At 63.1% G+C, this 19,286-nt stretch carries 12 protein-coding genes; 1 reads left to right on the top strand and 11 read right to left on the bottom strand.

Going from position 1 to position 19,286, the window contains the following annotated elements; all coding sequences use genetic code 11:
- Positions 1 to 339: 339 nt before the first annotated feature.
- Positions 340 to 2,340, top strand: a complete 2,001-nt coding sequence (locus PLAV_RS05880) for an acetoacetate--CoA ligase (protein ID WP_012110040.1) — start codon at positions 340 to 342, stop codon at positions 2,338 to 2,340.
- A gap of 577 nt (positions 2,341 to 2,917) precedes the next feature.
- Here the strand turns inward: PLAV_RS05880 and PLAV_RS05875 are convergent.
- From PLAV_RS05875 to PLAV_RS05825, 11 genes are all read right to left on the bottom strand, one after another.
- Positions 2,918 to 3,682 (bottom strand): hypothetical protein, encoded by a 765-nt coding sequence (locus tag PLAV_RS05875; RefSeq protein ID WP_012110039.1) that lies wholly within the window; start codon positions 3,680 to 3,682, stop codon positions 2,918 to 2,920.
- A gap of 4 nt (positions 3,683 to 3,686) precedes the next feature.
- Positions 3,687 to 5,930 carry a hydantoinase B/oxoprolinase family protein gene (locus tag PLAV_RS05870; RefSeq protein WP_012110038.1) on the bottom strand — a complete coding sequence of 748 codons (2,244 nt, stop codon included), beginning with the start codon at positions 5,928 to 5,930 and terminating at the stop codon, positions 3,687 to 3,689.
- A gap of 273 nt (positions 5,931 to 6,203) precedes the next feature.
- Positions 6,204 to 8,336, bottom strand: coding sequence for a hydantoinase/oxoprolinase family protein (locus PLAV_RS05865; RefSeq protein WP_012110037.1), 2,133 nt, complete (start codon positions 8,334 to 8,336; stop codon positions 6,204 to 6,206).
- A gap of 20 nt (positions 8,337 to 8,356) precedes the next feature.
- Positions 8,357 to 8,758: an acetone carboxylase subunit gamma gene (locus PLAV_RS05860; protein WP_012110036.1), complete on the bottom strand. Its 402-nt coding sequence runs from the start codon at positions 8,756 to 8,758 to the stop codon at positions 8,357 to 8,359.
- Between the two features lie 11 nt (positions 8,759 to 8,769).
- Positions 8,770 to 10,653 carry a hydantoinase/oxoprolinase family protein gene (locus PLAV_RS05855; protein ID WP_012110035.1) on the bottom strand — a complete coding sequence of 628 codons (1,884 nt, stop codon included), beginning with the start codon at positions 10,651 to 10,653 and terminating at the stop codon, positions 8,770 to 8,772.
- A 116-nt stretch (positions 10,654 to 10,769) separates the two neighbouring features.
- Positions 10,770 to 13,535, bottom strand: coding sequence for a winged helix-turn-helix domain-containing protein (locus PLAV_RS05850; protein WP_012110034.1), 2,766 nt, complete (start codon positions 13,533 to 13,535; stop codon positions 10,770 to 10,772).
- A gap of 87 nt (positions 13,536 to 13,622) precedes the next feature.
- Positions 13,623 to 14,642: an NADP-dependent oxidoreductase gene (locus PLAV_RS05845; RefSeq protein ID WP_143710176.1), complete on the bottom strand. Its 1,020-nt coding sequence runs from the start codon at positions 14,640 to 14,642 to the stop codon at positions 13,623 to 13,625.
- 206 nt (positions 14,643 to 14,848) lie between these two features.
- Positions 14,849 to 15,673 (bottom strand): TonB family protein, encoded by an 825-nt coding sequence (locus tag PLAV_RS05840; protein ID WP_143710175.1) that lies wholly within the window; start codon positions 15,671 to 15,673, stop codon positions 14,849 to 14,851.
- 156 nt (positions 15,674 to 15,829) lie between these two features.
- On the bottom strand, positions 15,830 to 16,732 hold the full coding sequence (gene arcC, locus PLAV_RS05835; RefSeq protein WP_012110031.1) for a carbamate kinase: 903 nt from the start codon (positions 16,730 to 16,732) through the stop codon (positions 15,830 to 15,832).
- Between the two features lie 4 nt (positions 16,733 to 16,736).
- Positions 16,737 to 17,846 carry an agmatine deiminase gene (aguA, locus tag PLAV_RS05830; protein WP_012110030.1) on the bottom strand — a complete coding sequence of 370 codons (1,110 nt, stop codon included), beginning with the start codon at positions 17,844 to 17,846 and terminating at the stop codon, positions 16,737 to 16,739.
- Between the two features lie 22 nt (positions 17,847 to 17,868).
- Entirely contained in the window at positions 17,869 to 19,263 is a 1,395-nt protein-coding gene (locus PLAV_RS05825) for an APC family permease (protein WP_012110029.1), read from the bottom strand.
- Positions 19,264 to 19,286: the final 23 nt, after the last annotated feature.

The raw sequence follows: 19,286 nt of genomic DNA, 5'->3' as shown, positions 1-19,286 counted from the left end.
CCGGGCCGTTTCAACAATGGTGGTTGAGCCTGCGCCACCGCGCCCCGCCCTAAAGGATGGCGATGTGCAACACGTGAAAAGAAGCAAACAAATCAAAGCCTTGAACGACTGTCTGCCGGCTCTTCACGACGGCGTCCGCACCCCTCCGTTTTCCACCTGATGCGAACCTTGGGCGAGGAGGGCAAGGCCCGGAACTACACGAACGGGGTGCACGGAGTTCTCTTTCGGGCCGCAGAGGAAGGGGTGTTGGGCCGCCCGATGGGGTGGGGTTGAAGTCCGTTGCGCTTACTAGGGTTTCGCCAACAAACAATGCGCCAGGCGCGGAAACGGGGGATAAAAATGGCCAATATGGGAGACCTGCTCTGGTCGCCGTCCGAGGGGATGGTGGCCGATGCAAATGTCACCGCCTTCATCGCCTGGCTTAATGCGCGCGGCCATTCCTTTGGCGGCTATGAGGATTTGCGGCGATGGTCCGTGGCCGATATTGCGGCGTTCTGGGAGGCGGTCTGGCAGTTCTTCGGGGTCACGTCGTCGACGCCTTACGAATGCGTGCTGCGCGATGAAAAGATGCCGGGGGCGGAATGGTTTCCGGGGGCGCGGGTGAACTACATCCGGACGCTCCTGTCCAAGGGGAGCGGGAACAAAACCGCGATCCATGCGGCCGGCGAGGAAGGAAAAGCGCGGAAAATCAGCTGGGACGAGCTGAAAACGCAGGTCTTCAAGGTGGCAACGGCGTTGCGCGAGCTCGGTATCGGACCCGGCGACCGCGTGGTTTCCTATATGCCGAACGTGCCGGAAGCGGCGGTTGCGTTCTTCGCGACGGCGAGCATCGGCGCGGTGTGGTCGAGCTGTTCGCCGGATTTCGGGGCGGCGAGCGTGATCGACCGCTTCAGCCAGATCGCTCCGAAACTCCTTTTTGCTACAGACAGTTACCGGTATGGCGGCAAGAATTTCGACCGGCGGGCGGAGGTGCGCGCGATGGTCGACGCCCTGCCCTCGCTGCAGCATGTGGTGCATGTGGCGGGCGCCGATCCGGACTATGGCAGCGAGCCCCTGACGGCCGAAGCGATTGCCTGGGGGAAGCTGATTTCGAGACCGGCGGTGAGCGAAACAAGGTTCGTTTTCGAGGACACGCGCTTCGACCATCCCTTGTGGATCGTCTATTCATCGGGGACGACGGGACTGCCGAAACCGTTTGTCCACGGACATGGCGGTGTGCTTCTGGAAGCACTGAAATTCACGCATTTTCACCTGAATCTGAAGCCGGACTCGTGCATGTTCTACTTCACGACGACGGGCTGGGTGATGTGGAATATCCTCCTGTCAGGGCTTGTCGCGGGGTCTGCGGTGGTGCTTTACGACGGCAATCCGATGACGCCGAAGCCGGACCGGTTGTGGGAACTGGCGGCGGAGACGGGCATGACGCTTTTTGGGGCGAGCCCGACTTTTCTCAATGGACAGATGAAGTTAGGTATCGTTCCCAACAAGATTTACGACCTCGAGCGGATGAAGAGCATCCTGCTTGGCGGCTCGCCGGTGATGCCGGAACACATGGAATGGTGCTTCGAAAACCTGCATCCCGACATGTGGGTGACGTCGCAAAGCGGCGGTACGGATGTCGCTTCCGCCTTTGTGGGCGGGGTGCCGACGCTGCCGGTTCATGCAGGAGAAATCCAGGCGCGGTGCCTCGGCGTCGACGTCCATGCCTTTGACGATAAAGGGGAATCCGTCATCGGGGAGGTTGGCGAGCTGGTGGTCAGCAAACCGATGCCGTCGATGCCGCTGTTCTTCTGGAACGACGAGGGCGGGCACCGTTATCATGATTCCTATTTCGATACGTATACGGATCATTGGCGGCATGGCGACTACTTCAAGGTCAATGAACGGGGCGGCTGTTTCATTCTCGGTCGCTCGGATTCGACGCTGAACCGCTATGGCGTAAGGATCGGCACGGCGGAAATTTACCGGACAATAGAAGGACTTGAGGAGATCGAGGACTCGATCATCGTCAATCTCGACCTGCCCGGCGGAAACTTTTTCATGCCGCTTTTCGTGGTGCTGAAGGACGGCGTGGCGCTCAGCGATGCGGTAAGGGAAAAGATCAACAAATCGCTGCGGGAAAAGTACTCTCCGCGCCATGTGCCTGATCGCATTTATGAAATCGACGCGGTGCCCTATACGCTGACGGGCAAGAAAATGGAGGTGCCGGTGCGCAAGATATTGCTCGGTGTGCCGGTGGACAAGGCGGCGAGCCGCGACGCCATGGCAAACCCTTCTGCCATCGACTATTTTCGCGATTTCGCGGCGACGCAGACCGAGTATTCGACGGCCGCGGACTGACGACTGTCATCGAACTGTCACAGAACCGTCATGAAGTGTTTTTCGGGCCAGGCGGCGGGCGCTGCGGGGGACTTGTACCCGCCGCGGCGGGCGGCAGTTATCCCCGGTTCCGACCGGAAATGACATGGGGACAAGTTCTGACTGGACGCGCAGCACACGCCGCGAGACAGAATCTTCTGCTTTTATTATCCCCGGTGAAAAAAGGCTGCCTCGTAACGCGACGAGGCAGCCGAAGTGTGACGGGCGCACGGAGGGTGCGTGCCCGCGGAGGTCGTCTTTGCGGGTTGATTGTTCCGTATACGGCGGAGATGAGGAATTACACGGATGGGGTGTGAGGGGTGCGCAGATGGAGACGCTCATCATTCTGCGACTTACCCCTCCCCGAAAAATTCCATGAATTTTTCGACCCTCCCTCAGGGGGATGGTGGGAAGAGTTTTTGCCGACGCCGCTTCGCGGCTTCTTGATTGCCGGGTCAAGCCCGGCAATGACGAATAAAGTGAGAGAAAAAAGGCTGCCTCATGAAACCATGAGGCAGCCAAGTCTTCCGGGAGGAGGAGGGATCGCTCCCGAGGATCTTCAGGCAGCCTGACCGCTCAATTGCTTGAGCCTCGCGAGTGCGGTCTCCGGGACCGTGTCCGCCGGCACTTCCATGAATAGCGGATTGTCGCCTGAGGGCGGGTTCGGCGCCCCCTCCAAAAAGACGGCTGGCAGAATTAAACCGGAACCGGCATCGCCCTGCCCCTCGCCTTCGCGGTAGACGCGATCGAAGCCGGGTGCGTCGCCGCCCTCACCCTTCAGGACGAGAATTGAGGGCACTTCGTAGTGGCGGGCGACATTGGTGAGAGGTTCGAAGAAGTCGAGCGCGCGCGGGTCCGTCTCCGTGAAGCGGAAGACGGAGAGCTCGGCGCGGAAGAGCGCGCGGAGGAGATCGGCGAGCGAGAGGGAGAGATCGTCCAGCGTGTCCTCGTCGATATCGCCCGGCTCCAGGAAGAGCGATGCGAGGGCGCCGGGACCGGGAAGCGCGAGGGCGACGGGACGGGAGCCCAATGCGCCTACCGAGGTTTCCATGCCGCGCTTCACATGGGCGCGGAAGCGCGGATCGGCGAGCAGGTTTTCGATGGCGTTTGCATCCAGCGAGGTGCGGTCGATACCTTCGAGACTGCACCAGGCGAGGATGGCCTGCGTCACGTCCACATCGGCAATGGCAAGCGAGAGAAGTTGCGACAATTCGCGGAGGAAGAGGCCGAGCTCATCGGGCGCCGCCCAAGGATCGTCGCCGCCGCGCAGGACGCGGCGGCCGAAGGCATAGCCGTCGATCCAGAGCGGCGGCAGGACAGGCACCGGCTCAGGCCTTCTTGCGAAGCGAGGCGACTTCGGCTTCGAGCTTGTCGATCTTCACCTGCAGCGGATGGGCCATGACGACAGGCGGGTTCACCTGCGCGGCCGGATGCAGCTTGTCCGGCGAGCCGGCATGGACCATCGACTTGTCGTCCCAGCAGCCGAAATAGGGAACCTTGCCGGAGGGCTTGTCCTTGACCCACTCGTTGCAGAAGGCATCGAAGGGCTTGCTCTTCGCGATGCGCTCGCGCCGCGCCGCGTTGCGGGCTTCTTCGGTTGCCTTTTCATCAATGTGCAGCGTCTCCTTGTCGTAGACGACGCGGTAGATGCGCCAGGCGATGTCGGCGGAGATCAAGCCTTCGTCGATGTCGCGGATCACATCGGCGGGCGCGCGCTCCAGAGGATCGCCGAAGCCGCCGCCCGTCCCTTGCGCGATCATGTAGAGCTCACCCCGCTGTGCCAGCGTGTAGCCGAGCGACATGGGATGGGTCGAATATTTCGCATCCGGGAAGGGGCGCTCGTTCAGCAGTTCTTCTATCGAATAGCGGAAGGAGCCGGGATCGTTTTTCAGGATCTCGAAGACATTGACGCCGCTGACACGGGCGAGCGGATAAGTCGGGCAGCCATAGCCGCCGAAGAGGCCCGGCACGTTCGGGAACTTGGCGCCCATCGCCGTCAGCATGAAGCCGAAGGCGTCGCTGTCGCGCATGGCGAGGATCATCTGATAGCCCATGCCGCCGCGCTGGCGGCCGAAGCCCTGATTGTCCTTCATCATCTTCTTGGAGACGATCTGGATGAAGGGCATTTCCTCCTCGATGAATTCCTGCTCACCGAGATCGGACATGGTGGCGAATATGGGCGAAACACCATGTTCGCCATCGCGGTCCGCCAGCGCGCCGCCGCCCATGCCGTTGATGTCGGCGCAGACATTGCCGACCATTTCGCCATGCTGCGTCAGCCCGCCGAAGAGGAAGGTGTTGATCATGTTGAACCAGGGCGCGAGCACCTTGGTGTATTTATTCGGATTGGAATAGAGGAGCTTCATGGCGCAGACCTGGCCGGCGCTCCACGCGGTGAAGACCGACATCATGGACTGCGCGCTCGGCGTGCCAAAGCCGGGCTTCAGGATCGACGGATTGTCGAAGATGAAGTTGACGGGGGCGAGCACGCCCTGATTGCGCGGGATGTCCGGCCAGATGAAGGTGAGGAAGAGCTGCGCGAGCATACCCTTCACGGTCACATCGAGGCTGTTGTTGGCGCGGTTGGTGAACTCCGGGCTTGAGCCGCGATAATCGAAGGTGAGTTCGTCGCCCTTTTTCGTCAGTTCAAGGTTGATCTTGATCTGCACGTTTTCGCGGAGCGTGCCGTCGGTCCACCATGAATGACGGGTGGTGCCGTCCGGCCATTCGAGAAGGCGGCGGCGGACTTCGGCGTCGGTATCTTCCAGATTCATACGGAGCGCGGCGACGACGGCTTCGACACCATATTCGGCGATCGCTTCATGGATGCGCGTTTCGATGCGGCGGCAGACATACATCTTCACTTTCATGTCCGCATATTGGAGCTTCGGCTCGCGCACGGAATTCTGAAGGAAGGTGACGAGGTCGCGTTTCAGCGTGTAATTCTCGGCGACCTTGAAGGGCGACATTTTCAACCCCTCGTCCCAGATCTGCTCGGCGAGCGAGGGCATACCGCCCGGCTCGATGGCGCCGTTCTCGCCTTCATGCACGGTGGCGCCGGCCCAGGCGACGATCTTGCCTTCATGGAAGACGGGCATCATCATGGATTGGTCGGTGTTGTGCGCCTGACCGTAGCGGGCATCGTTGACGATGAAGACGTCGCCTTCGTTGACGCCGACGGTCGCTTCCTTCGTCCAGTACTTGTTGACGAATTTGATCGGGTACTGCACGAGGTTGCAGAAGATGACGACGCCGCCGGAGCTGGCCAGCGAGAGGTCGCCCGATGCCGTGTAGACGGCGGAGACGCAATCGCCCCACTTCGCGCCCGGCGCGGCGCCCATGTTTTCCAGCATCTCGTAGCTCTCGTTGACGCCGGCGAGAAGACGCTCACGGACGATTTCGAGGCGAACGGGATCATTCTCCTTCGCGATGCAGGCGTCCTCGAAATCCGTACGGGCTTCGAGGCCGTGATTGTTCATGATTTCGCTGTCGGGCGAGAGATAGAGGCTCGTCTCGCTCAGGAAGTTTTCGACGGCGGATGAGGCCGCGCCGATGTCCATGTCGTCACCCATTTTGGTTCCTCCAGAGCGGTTGTGGCCGCGTATATTTTCTACTGTTCGTCATGGCCCGCTTCATGCGGGCCATCCACGTCTTTGCACCACGCTCCCAAAGGAAGACGTGGATGGCCCGGACAAGCCGGGCCATGACGGCTTTGAGTTATCGCGTTTGCGCGAGCGGTGTTCGCTGCCCGCGTTCATTGGCGCGAGGCTAATGGGCCCCGGCTTGCGCCGGGGTGACACTTCTATTTTTGGCCGCTCATTGCTTCGCGCTGCCGCCGGCATTTGTCACACCTTCACGAAAAGGGCGGCGCCATAGCGGCCGATGCGGAGGCGCCAGCCGGGCTCGACGAGGTAGGTTGTCGAGGGGGAGATGACGATGGCGGGGGCTTCGATGACGGCGCCGAAGGAGAGATCGGCGAGATCGTAGAAGGCCGTAGTGAGTGGCGCGGACTGGCCGACGAATTGGCAATCGCGCGAGGAGGACGGCGCGGGCGCGGCGGCGAGGTCCGCTTCTTCCGGCAGGACGCCCTTGAACTTCAAGGTCGACATGCTGGAATAAGTCGCGACGCGAAGCGTGTTGACGCGGATGCCGGCTTCGGGCGCCTGACTGCCTTCGCCGTAGCGGCGGCCGTAATCCTTCGAGAAGGTGGTGAGGACTTCCATCAAATCGTCCGCGGATTCGAGCCTGTTCTTCGCGGAGACGACAGCGGTCTGCGCGAGCTGGTTGCCATAGCGCATGTCGAGTTCGAGCCGATGGCGGATCGCATCCGCCGGGACGCCCTGACGGAGCAGGTCTTCGCGGCCTTTTGCTTCCAGCTCCTCGACCAGGGCATTGAAGCGCGGGAAATCGTCGAAGAGGGCGCGCGTATTGGAATCGTAGAGCGAGAGATAAAGCGAACGCTCGTGGAAATGGAGCTGGTCCATATTGCCCGCGCCGATGGCCGAAAAAATGGCGCTGAAGGGCGGGACCATGACGCGGGTGACGCCGAGGACATTGGCGATGCCGCAGGCATGAAGCGCGCCGTTGCCGCCATAGGCGAGCAGCGTGAAATGGCGGGGCTCATAACCGCGCACACGCAATTCCTGCGCGATGCCATTCGCCATGTCGTTATCGACTTTTTCGCGGATGAGTTTCGCGGCCTCGACGGCATCGACGCTCATCGGCTCGCCGACTTCCTTTTCGAGGGCGCGGAGAGCGCGGCGCTCGTTCAGCGGGATGGTGCCGCCGGCATAGCGATCCGCGAGGAGGTAGCCGAGGACGAGATCTGAATCCGTGACTGTCGGGTTGCGGCCGCCGCGATTGTAGCAGGCGGGGCCGGGATCGGAACCGGCGCTTTCCGGGCCGACGACGACGGTGCGGCGGAGGCGATCATAACGCGCGACGGAGCCGCCGCCGGCGCCGAGCGTGACGAGATGGACCATCGGGATGTTGACGAGCCAGCGGCCGATGACGGGATTGAAATCGTAGAACTTCACCCCGCCCTTCACGACGAGGCCGATGTCGAAGGAGGTGCCGCCCATATCCGTGCAGACGACATTGCCGAGATCGGTTTCGGCGGCGAGATGCTCCGAGGCGTTGATGCCGGCGACGGGGCCGGAATGGATGGTCTGTAGCGCGTCGGTCGAATTCAACTGCGCCATGCCGCCGGAATTATGGATGACGAGCATGGGCTTCTGGTAGCCATTGTCGCGGAGATTGAGCTCCAGCGTCGAGAGGCCGTGATACATCGCATTGTGCAGGAAGGCGTCGATGATGGCCGACGAGGTGCGCGCGTATTCGCCCTTACGGCCGCCGACCTGATGCGATAGGATGATGGGCGCGGAGCCGAGGAGATGTTCGGGGAATTCATCGCGGATGATTTCCTCGATCAGCAATTCATGTTCCGGCTGCACGACGGCGTTGACGAGCGAGACAACGAAGGCCTGTACGCCATTGTCCACCAGCTCGCGGACGCGGGCGCGCACATCCTCGGCATCGACCGGCATCAGGATTTCGCCCGTTTCGGCGACGCGCTCGCGGATGCCGACGATCATCTGCACGGGGACGAGAGGCTCGGGGCGCTGCGCCATGGGCAGGTCGCGGCGGAGACGGTCCGGCAGGCCCTCGCCATAGCCGCGGCCGCGGCTCAGGGGCACCATGGCTTCGAAGCCCGCCGTGACGAGAAGACCGACGCGGGGGCCGCGCCGCTCGATCAGCGCGTTGGTGCCGAGCGTCGTCGCATAGCGGACGCTGTCGACTTCGCGCATGACTTCTTCCAGCGAGAGGCCAAGCTGCTCATAGGCGATCTTCAGCGAGGCGTTGAAACCGAGCGCGAGGTTCTGATGCGTGGTGAGCGCCTTTGCCTCGACATAGGCATCGTCCCAGACGAGCGAGCAATCCGTGAATGTTCCGCCGATGTCGACCGATACGCGACGCATGGTGCGATCCTTGTTCTTGTTCAGTGCGAATGCGAATGGGGAGGCGCGACGAAATCCGGCCCGAGGACGGGCGCGGCGAGCGGCTCGCGCTTTGCCCATTGCGCCTTCAGCGCGTCGATATCGAGCTCGATGTCATGCGCGGGGGGATGGCCCGGCGGCAGGTATTCGACTTCGGCGAGGCGACCGCAGGAGGGGCAGCAATATTCGAGGATGCGGCACCAGTCACCATCGGGCGCGAAGGTGAATTCGTAGCGCGCGGGATCGAGGATGGGCGCGTGGATTTCTTCCGGCGCGCGGTCGCGGACCAGGAGACCCTTCTTGTAGTTTTCGCGGGCGGAGCCGAGATCGTGGCCGCAGGCGGCGCATTCCCAGCGCTCCTTGCCGAGATCGATGGTGAGCGCGGCGGTGATGAAGACTTTCATTTTTCTGTTCCTCAGCGCTTCAGGAAAAGGTCGCCATTGCCACTGACGACGAAGCGCCAGCCCTGCCGGACATGCGTGGTGAAGAAGGCTTCCTCGACGAGGCAGGGGCCGTCATGCCAATCGCCGGGGAGGAGTTCCTCGAGGCGGAAGAGCGGCAGGTCGGACGTTCCCTTGCGGATGCCGGAGGGTGTTGCCTTTCGCGTCTCGCTGCTTTCGGTGCCGCCCAGCGCGATCTTGTCGATGGGTTTGGTGACGCGCAGTTCGAGCCAGGTTTCGATGTTGGCGCGGTCGAGCTGGCCGTTCAGTTTGGCGCGGGTGTAGCCGCTGCCGTTCTTCGTCAGCACCGCATAATCGAGGCGGCATTCTTCGAGGTCGAAGCCTTCGGCGAGCATGCCGCGGCGGGCTTGCTCCGCGAGATCGGCCTTGGCGCGGGCGATCGCGCCGTCGCTGTCGCGGACGAGTTCGGCCATATAGCTGTGTTCGATGTCGGAGAAGGCGATGCCGTAGGCGGAGAAGACGGCAGCGAATTTCGGGATGAGGACGGTCTTGAGGCCGGCCATTTCGGCGACACCGCAGGCGGACATGGGCCCCGCGCCGCCAAAGGCGAGGAGCGTGGCGTCCGGGTTTTCGCCCGCCCAGGATTTCAGCGTGGCGGCGATCTTGCCGTGATAGGCGGCGGCCATGGCTTCGGCGGCGTCGGCGAGCGGCAGGCCCAGCGGGTCGCCGACATGGGCCATGATGGCGCGGGCGGCGCGCTCGCGGTCGAGCACCATGCGTCCGCCGAAATAGGAGTGCGGGTCGAGGATGCCGAGGGCGAGGAAGGCATCGGTCATGGTGGCGCTGGTGCCGCCGCGCGCGAAGCAGGCGGGGCCGGGGGCCGAGCCGACGCTTTCGGGGCCGACGAGGATCTCGCCGCCTTCGGCGCGGATGATGGAGCCGCCGCCGGCGCCGATGCTTTCGACAGCGGAGAGCGGGATGGAAACCGGCGCGCCCTCGATGTGGCCGGCATCGGCGACGGCGACTGTGGCGTCGTCGAAGACGGCGATGTCGGTGGTCGTGCCGCCGATGTCGATGGAGACGGCGGCGGGGATGCCGTAATGCTTCAGGAGCACTTCGCCGCCGACGACACCGCCTTGGGGGCCGGAGGAATAGGTCTTGATCGCGACCGTTTTCGCGACGCGGGTGGAGTTGCCGTCGTTGCGGAAGATGAGGAGAGGCTTCCTCGCGCGGTGCTCGCGGAGCTTGTTCTCGGCGTTGTAGAGGAAGGTTTCCATCGCGGGATGGAGGAAGGCGTTGACGACGCTCGTCCAGACACGCTGCTCGACCGTGCCGATGCGCGTCAACTCGGTGGAGAAGAGGAGCGGCACGGCGCCGAGAAGGTGGCGCGGGAAGGCGCGGTAGAGCGCGCGCTTGGCGGCCTTCTCATGCGCGACGGCCTCGGCGCCGGAGAAGGCGATGACGATGCGGCTTGCGCCGGAGGAGACGAGCTTCGAGACGGCCATCACGAGTTCGGATGTGGCGGAGGACGCGGCGGCGGGCGAGACGACGCGGATGCAGTCGCCAACGAAAGCCTCGAAGAGCGCGGGCGCGGCATTCATGGCGCCCGAAAGGAGCGCGTCGTCATCCGTCAACAGGCCGATGCGCGGGCCCTTGCGCTGCACGATGGCGTTGGTGCCCTGCGTGGTCGAATAGCGGATGTAGTCGATGGCGCCGACAAGTTTCGGCAGGTCGACCTCGCCGCTGATTTTTTCGGAGAGTGCTTCGAGACATTTGACGAAGCATTCCGTCAGATCATGCGGCGTGGTGATGGTCTTGGCGTGGATGGTGGACATGCCATCCGTGGCGCAGACATCCGTCAGCGTGCCGCCATTGTCGATGCTTACAAGAAGCCCCACCGCGATATCCTCCCCACTCGTCTTTTCGGCACACAGCGTTGCCGTTTATGAGGAAGAAAGTACCGGCGGCGGATACCCCTCGCCCCACCCGAAAGGATGGAATTTCGGGGGTGAAATCAGTCGATGAGACCGAAGTGGCGGGCGACGGAAACGGCCTGCATGCGATTGCCGATCTGCAGCTTCTCGAAGATGTTGCGGAGGTGCCATTTCACCGTGTTGGTGGAGAGAGAAAGGCGATCTGCGAGGGCCTTGTTGGAGAAGCCGTTGGAGACGAGGCGCAGAATTTCGCGTTCGCGATCGGTGAGTTCCTCGAGGAGGTGCGGCGAGATATCGTCGTTTTCGTCATGCCCTGCATCGGGCATGAGCGCGGGCGCGAATTCGCCGGCTTCGCTGAGCAGGCGGTCGAGATAGGCGGAGACGCTGTCCTTTTGCGGCAGGTCCGGGAACTTCGGCAGGGCGGCGCGCGCTTCATGCAGAAGGCGGAGGGCCTGCGGGCCTTCATCGAGAATGAGACGAATGAACTGATCCGGCGCGCCGACCTGCAAGGCCTCGATCAAGGCGCGGCGGGCGGAATTCACCTGGCCTTCGACATTGAGCGAGATGGCGAGCAGGAGATTGAGCTTGAGGAAGCGGCGCATGCGGCGCTGCGAGCGCGCCTTGCGGGCGGCGGGCTGGAGCAGCGCGCGGGCATCGGCATGACGGCCGGCGAGGATGAGCAGGCGGGCTTCGGTGATCGTCTGCGCTTCGGTCTCACCCGCGAAATAGACGAGATCGTCTTCGCCGTCGTTTTCGCCCTGCCCCATGCTTGCGAAGCGCGTGCGCGCCTTGTCGAGATCGCCGGCCAGCGTCGCCTGGCGGACGAGCTCGGCCTTGGCGTAGATGACGAGGCGGCGAAGGTTGTAGCGGTGTCCGAGATACATCATCCGGTCGAGGACTTCCTCGGCCTCGCGCTCCTCGCCCCTCAGCATGGCGACGCGAGCCATTGTGAGGAAGGCGAGTGCCAGCGGTTCGACAATCGCCTGTTGTTCGAGGAGAAGGAGATGATCGTGGAGAAGCATTTCGGCTTCCGCGATGCAGTTTTTCTCGTAAAGCGTTTCGGCGAGACAAGCAGCGATGACGGAGCCGGCGGTGACGCTGGCGGTGGCGCCTTCGTCATTATGTATTTGTGCCTGCTTCAGGCTTTTCAGCGCCTCTTCATTGCGGCCCTGCGTCGAGAGGACATTGGCGTAGATCCATTCACAGTATGAGAGGCCGAAAAGATTATGCGCCTCGTCGTGAAGGGCGCGGGCCTGCGCCAGGGCTTCGCGCGCTTCCTCGAACTTGCTGTTCAGGTAAAGCCAATAGGCGCGGGCATTGAGCGCGACGGCATATTCGAGGCCGGGGGCATCGGCAAGATGGTCCAGCGCCAGTTGCGCCGTGCGGCCGATCTCCACCACCTGATCCTGCGCGGCGGTGGTGAAGATGCGCGTGTAATGGTGGACGCCCCAGGCCTCTTTCGACGCATTCTCGCGTTCCAGCGCGGCACGGCGGAGAGCGATAATTCGATTTGCCTTGATGAATTCGCGGCGGAAGCCATAAGCGACGATGGCGGCGTTGAGGATGTGTTCGTAGTTCTGGATGACATCGGGGGAGAGGCGGTCCGTGTAGCGGACAATGAGATCGAGCCGCTCCTCGTTGACGAGGCGGCCGATGATCGCGTTCAGGAGTGCTGCGGCAGCTTCCTGATCCGTTGCCTCGATATAGTGAAGGATCGCTTCCTCGGAAAAGCCGTGGGCGGCATACCACTCGGCGATCTTCCGATGGCGCGCGAGAATTTCGGCCTCCGAGAGTTCGCGGCGGAGGCGGGTCAGCAGCACCTGGCGGAAGACGGTGTGAAACCGGAACCAGCGATGATCCATATCGACGGGTGTGAGGAAGAGACCGAGATGTTCTATCTCGCCGAGACTGCCCTCGCCGTCCGGCCGGCCGGAAATCGACTCGAGAAGTTCCGGGCAAATGCGTTCCGGCATGCAGGCATCGAGAAGCGCACGCTGAATGTCACCCGACAGATTTTCAAAGACGTCGGTTGCAAGGAAGTCGATCAGGTCCGGCGTGACGCCGGAAATGGGAAGCGGCTTTGCCCTGCCCGTGCGGCCACGCATGGAAAGACGAATGCATTGAAGGGCGGCGGGCCAGCCATCCGTCGCCACCTGATATTTATCCAGTTCTTCCTCAGAGATGTCCCGGAACTCGCGGAAGAATTCAGTGGTTTCGTTGGCGCGGAAACGCAAGCCCTCGACATTGACGACAACCGCCTGTTCGCGAAGCTGGAGGCGCGGCAGATTTATGGCGGGAATGACGCGCGTGCCGATGCAGAGCTGCACGTTCTGCGGGAGAACGCGGACGAGCTGCGCGATGACGGCTTCCATGCCCGAATGAGCGGCTTGCTCGAAATTGTCGACGACGACAACGATGCCGACATCGGTGCCGCGGACAACGCGAAGGAAATCCTGAATTGAAGCTGACGAGTTGTCCGGGAGGGCAGCTGACGGGCTTTCCTCCTCGATGGCGCCTGCCACCGCCTCGCAGACAAGACGCAGAAAACGGGACGGGTCTGCGTAATGCGCTTCCAGGTGCAGCCATGCGACCCGGCTTCCCTGCGCCTCGCGCCATGCACAATATTGACGGAGGAGCGTGGTCTTGCCGAAGCCGGCGGGCGCCTGCACGACGATGAGACGGACGCCGGTGTGATTTTTCAACCGGTCGAGCTGATGCTTGCGCAAAACGAGATTGTTTGCGCCCGCGGCCGCGCCGCGCCCGAGCTTGTTCGTCGCGGGAAGCAGCGACAGGTTTCCGTCACGCGCGGCCGCGCGAGACGGTTTCGGTTCCAATGCCCCGGCCATTGGCACCCTCCTCCTCCAAGGATGGCGGAAGCCTCGCGGTTTCCGCGCGCCCGCTTCAATGCGGGCTTATTGTCTTCCTTCTTCCGCTCAGGCGCTTTCTTTTCCTATGCGCACCATGAGCTTTCCGTTGTTGCCTCCCGTGTAGAGAAGGCCGAGCGCGTCTCGCGCATTCTTCAGACCGTCGACAATATGCAGACGGTATTTGAGTTTGCCTGTGCGCATCCATTCGACGAGCTTCGCGTTGTATTCCGCGAAATGCTCCGCGTAGTCGAGAATGACGAAGCCCTGAATGGTGAGGCGCTTCATGATGACATTGCGAAACATGTAGGGGCCCGGCACGGGCTCCGACGAATTGTAGGTGGAGATGAGGCCGCAGATGACGACGCGGCCGCCATCGTTCATCAGTGTGAGACCCGCATCGAGCTGCTCGCCGCCGACATTTTCAAAATGAACGTCGATACCGTTCGGCGCTTCGCGCTTCAGCGCATCCAGCACATTTTCCTTGCGGTAGTCGATGGCGGCGTCGAAGCCGAGTTCATCGGTGAGCCAGCGGCATTTGTCTTCGGAGCCCGCGACGCCGACTACGCGGCAGCCATGCAGCTTCGCAATCTGACCGACCAGCGCGCCGACCGCGCCGGCCGCCGCGGTGACGACGACCGTGTCGCCCGGTTTCGGCTTGCCGATTTCGAGGAGGCCGACATAGGCGGTAGGGCCGGCGACAGAGAGAATGCCGAAGGCATCCGCGAGGGGGACGCCCTCAGGCTTCGGGAAGGGAACGTAGCCGACGCCATCGGTGACGAAATAATCGGACCAGGTGCCCAGGCCGGTGACGAGGGAGCCTTGCGGGAAGGCCGGATTGCGGCTTTCGGCCACCTCGCCCAGCACGAAGCCGAGCATGCGGGAGCCGAGCGGCAGCGGGTCCATATAGGTATCCCAATCGCTCATCCAGACGCGGTTTGTTGCATCCAGCGACATATAGAGGGTGCGGACGAGAAGCTCCCCCTGCTTCAGCGCGGGGATGGGATCTTCGCGCAGGACCAGCGTATCCGCCTCGATTACATCCTTGGGCCGTTTGTTGAAATACCAGTGATGGGCGCTAGCCGACACCTGTGCCTCCCCCCGTTTCTGGCCTGGCTGCGCGCGATTTTCACTGCGAAACCAGGCACTTATCGTTTTCAGCACGCTATCCTCCCCAGACGGCGCTTGTTTCGAGGGATGCTGGGGCAGATTTACCCCTCCATACCCACCCGAAAGGGTGGGTAGGCAAGAATGGCATATTTCAGGGGTTTGGGAGAGCGGCAGAACAATGCCGCTCAAGGCATGTTCGGCGCCACTTTCAGCGTCAGCCGGAGCTGGGCCGTTTCCACCATGACACCCGGCGGGAAAGGCGCGAAAGGCTGGCTTCGCTGGAGGGCTTCGGTCGCGGCGCGGTCCAGCGAGGGCACGCCGGTGGAGGAGACGACCACGGCCTGCCGAATGACGCCCGAGCGGTGGACCACAAGGTCAAAGACGATGACGCCGGTCCTGCCGGCGGCCTCCCTCGGATAGACGACATTCGCGACGATGCGCTTTCCCATCGCATTCAGATAGGCATCGCCACCGCCGCCACCGCGCGTGGCCTGTTTTGCGGCGGCGGTGGCCTGCGGATTGCCGGCTCGCACATCGTAGCCAGGCTCGATGGTGCGGGCCCAGCCGGGAATATCCTCGGCGGCCTGTTCCTCGCGCGGCTCGACCGTCGTTTCATCCGGCTGCAGGTCCGGTTCCGTGGCGGCGGGATCGGCGGGCTCCTCCTCGACGGGATCTCCCGGCGGCTCGTCGCTGTCGCCGCCGGAGCGGGTGAAGGTTCTCTGCGCGGAGGGCACTTCCGGCGCCGGTTCCGGCTGCGGCTCAGGTTGGGGCTCCGGCTGGGGCTCTTCCTGCCGAGGCTCCTGCACCAGTTCAACCGAGATCGCCTCCGGCTCCTCGAAGGGCGGCGCGACGGCCGGCGACTGGAGGAGGAAGGGGAGCAGCAGCAGAAGATTGAGGAAAAGGGCAATGGCGAGCGCGATGGCGAACTCGCTCCACGTCTTCGGGCGGGGCGGCGGCGGCGGCGCGACATGGAAGGTCGGCCGGGGCGGCGCCTCCGGGCTTGTGCTCACTATGCCAACAACCATCTTCAGGCCCGGATCCACGCCTTTTCTGCCCGCCGCGCCGCATATCTACCACGAATATGGGGATGAATTCCGGCGAGCATAACCCGGTTGACCGGCGATGACACGGAGGGCCGAGGCGATCACTGAAAGGTTACGGGCAATTCACGGCTCGATGCGGGTGCCTGCCCTGCCCGCTATGAGCGCAGCCGCCTCGGCGAGGCTGCCGATGAAGGCGGGACGGCCTGTCGCCTCCACGAAACCGCGGACGGCTTCGACCTTCGGGCGCATGGAGCCGGAGGCGAAGGAAGCAGGATCGAGATCGCGGGCGGCGATGGATTTGAGAAGGCGCTGACCGGGCTTGCCCCAATTCTCGTAGAGACCATCCACGTCCGTCAGGATCACGAGACAGTCGGCGGCGAGCTCAACAGCGAGCAGGCGGGCGGCGAGGTCCTTGTCGATGACGGCCTCTATGCCTTCAGGCGCGCCAGCGGGGCCGGGACGGACGGGAATGCCGCCGCCGCCAGCGCAGATTACAACGCAGCCACTCTCGACCAGCCTGCGGATGGAGGCGAGTTCGACGATGCGCTGGGGTGCGGGCGATGCGACGACACGGCGCCACGACTTGCCATCCGGCGCGACGGACCAGCCACGCTCGGCGGCGAGCGCCTTCGCCGTCTCCTCATCATAGACCGGGCCGATGGGTTTCGACGGTGCAGCGAAGGCAGGATCGCCGGGATCGACGAGGGTTTGCGTGAGAACCGCCACGATCTCCTTGTCCGGGAGGAAGCGGCGCATCGCCTCTTCTATCACGAAGCCGATCATGCCCTGCGACTCCGCGCCCAGCACATCGAGCGGATATGCCGGCGCGTCCTTGTAGGCGTCCGCCTCGAGCGCGAGAAGGCCGACCTGCGGACCGTTACCATGGACGAGGACCATTTCATGCTCGCGGGCAATGACGGCGAGCGGGGCGGCTGCATCGGCCATGTTACGGCGCTGATTTGCAATGGCCAGCATTTCGCCGCGCTTCAGGAGAGCGTTTCCGCCGATAGCAACGAGGACGCGCATCCGCTCAGCCCTTCATGCTGCGAGGCGCGGGCTGCTGCTGAGTGATGCAATGGATGTTGCCGCCCCCCAACAGGATTTCCCGAGCAGGCACGGCGACGACCTTGCGGCCGGGCAATAGCGCGGCAATCTTGTCGATGGCGGCGCCGTCATGCGGGTCGCCGAAGACGGGCACGGCGACGACGCCGTTGGCGATGTAGAAATTGACATAGGAGGCAGCGAGACGGGCGCCGGGAAGACGGGGTTGCGTACCTTCCACCGCATCGACGCCGCCGCTTTCCTCTTCCGTGATGTAGAGGGGACCCGGCTGGTGGAGCTTGTGAATTTCCAAGCGGCGCCCGCGCGCGTCGGTGGCGGCGGAGAGGCGCTCGAAGGCGTCGTGCGAAACGTCGTATTGCGGGTCGGCCTTGTCGTCGGTCCATGTGAGGGCGACGACGCCGGGACGCACGAAGCAGCAGAGATTGTCCACGTGGCCGTTTGTTTCGTCCTCGACGACACCGAGGCCGAGCCAGACGATTTTCTCAAGATTGAGATAATCGGTGAGGACGGCTTCGATCTCCGCTCGGGAGAGGCCGGGGTTGCGGTTGGGATTGAGAAGGCATTCCTCCGTCGTAAGGAGCGTGCCTTCGCCGTCGACATGGATGGAGCCGCCTTCGAGGATGATGGGCGCGCGGTAGCGGTCCACGCGCTCGATTTCGGCCATTTTGGACGCGACGAGATCGTCCTGATCCCAGGGAAAATAGAGGCCGCCGTCGAGACCGCCCCAGGCGTTGAATATCCAGTCTATGGCGCGGACGCCGCCTTTGCCGTCGACAACGAAGGTGGCGCCGCAATCGCGCATCCATGAATCGTCGTTCGAGATTTCGACGACGCGGATTTGGGGCGGCAGCATCGCACGCGCGTTGGCGAACTGGCGCGGCGAGGCGCCGACCGTGACCGGCTCGCCGCCGGAAATCGCTTCCGCGACGGCGACGAAGGCGTGCTGGGCGGGCTTCGCACCCAGCCGCCAGTTGTCCGGTCGCTCCGGCCAGAGCATCCATGTGCCGGCATGGGGCTCGAACTCGGCGGGCATGCGGAAGCCATCCGCCTTCGGTGTCGTCTCAAGCAACCGAACCATTCGCTTCTCTCCTTCGATACCGTCAGCCTGCAGACGCGGTGACGCGCTTTGCCCGCATGATCATGAGTTCACCGACGATGACCGTTGCCGCGACGCCGATGATGATGGAGGCGGCATATGTCATGTCGAACTCCCCGGGAGTGTAGATGAAGAAGACAATGGCCTGAACGATGAACGCGATGCACAACAAAGCGAAAACGAGGGCCCCGCCCTTTCCGCCGGGCACCCGATAGGGGCGCGGCCGGTGCGCATCGATGCGGCGAAGCTGCAGGAAGGTCAGGAACATGATGAGATAAGGAAGCAGGAAGACGATGGAGGAGAATGCGAAGAGCGTCCAGAAGAGGTCTTCCGCGTCGGCGGCGAGGAGACCGTAGACGACGATGACAACCGAGGTCACAACGCCCGTCACGATGGCAGCGTTGGAAGGCGTTTTATGCTCAGGGTGAAGGCGCGCGAACATCGCCGGCAGGTTGCCGTCGAGAGCGGCCTCGGCGGCCGAGCGGTTGGCACCCATGGTCCATGTGACCATGTTGGCAAGGAAGGTGTAGAGCGCCATGATACCGAGCACGACGACGAATATGCCACCCCCTTCGCCGAGCAACACGCGGAGCGTATCGACGATGCCGCTGACGAGGTTGATCTCGTCGAGCGGGAGAGCGATCAGGATGCCGATGGTGGCGAAGAGATAGAAGGCGGCGATGAGAATACCCGATACGGCGATCGTCACGGGCACGTCGCGGGCGGGGTTTTTCATCTCGGCGCTGGCGCCGGACATCAGCTCAAAGCCCATGAAGTTGTAGACGATGACCGGCAGGAAGGCGAGCGAGGCACCCCAGCTCGGCGCCATGCTGGAGAATGTCAGCTCGTTGGCGACACCGTGATTTGCGGCGTAGAGAAAACCGCCAATGCCGATGACCAGCATGATCGCGGCCTTGAAGACGGCGCCGATATTGGGCACCCATTTGCCGACGTCGAGACGGACGACGTTGATCCAGACGGTGAGCCAGGTGAGCGCAATGGCGATGGCGATCTGCGTCCACAGACCGAGGTCCGGCATGAAGAGGGCGGCGAAGATGCCGGCGAAGAGAATGAAGACCGAGGGCTGCCAGAGCGCGACGTTGATCCACCAGAGCCAGGCTGTACGTCCGCCCCAACGCGGCCCGAAAGCGCGGCGCACCCAGGCATAGATGCCACCCTGGTCCGGATAGGTGCTGCCGAGTTCGGCGGTGATGAGGCCATAGGGCAAGAAGAAGAAGATCATCGTGAATATCCACCAGAAGACAGCTTGCGGGCCGATGGCCGCGGAAGCCGCTAACTGGTCGATAACGAGAATGGCGCAGACAGTGAACAGCGTGAGGTCAAGGCTGCGCATGACCTTCTTGTAGCCACGCGAATTGGCGGCAGATCGATCGGTCATTATTTTTTCTCCCGATAAAGTTG

Origin of the sequence: Parvibaculum lavamentivorans DS-1 (assembly GCF_000017565.1) — a bacterium.
In the GTDB taxonomy this organism is placed as follows: domain Bacteria; phylum Pseudomonadota; class Alphaproteobacteria; order Parvibaculales; family Parvibaculaceae; genus Parvibaculum; species Parvibaculum lavamentivorans.
The sequence above is the reverse complement of the archived record's forward strand: the minus strand, read 5'-3'. Positions and strand labels throughout refer to the sequence as shown.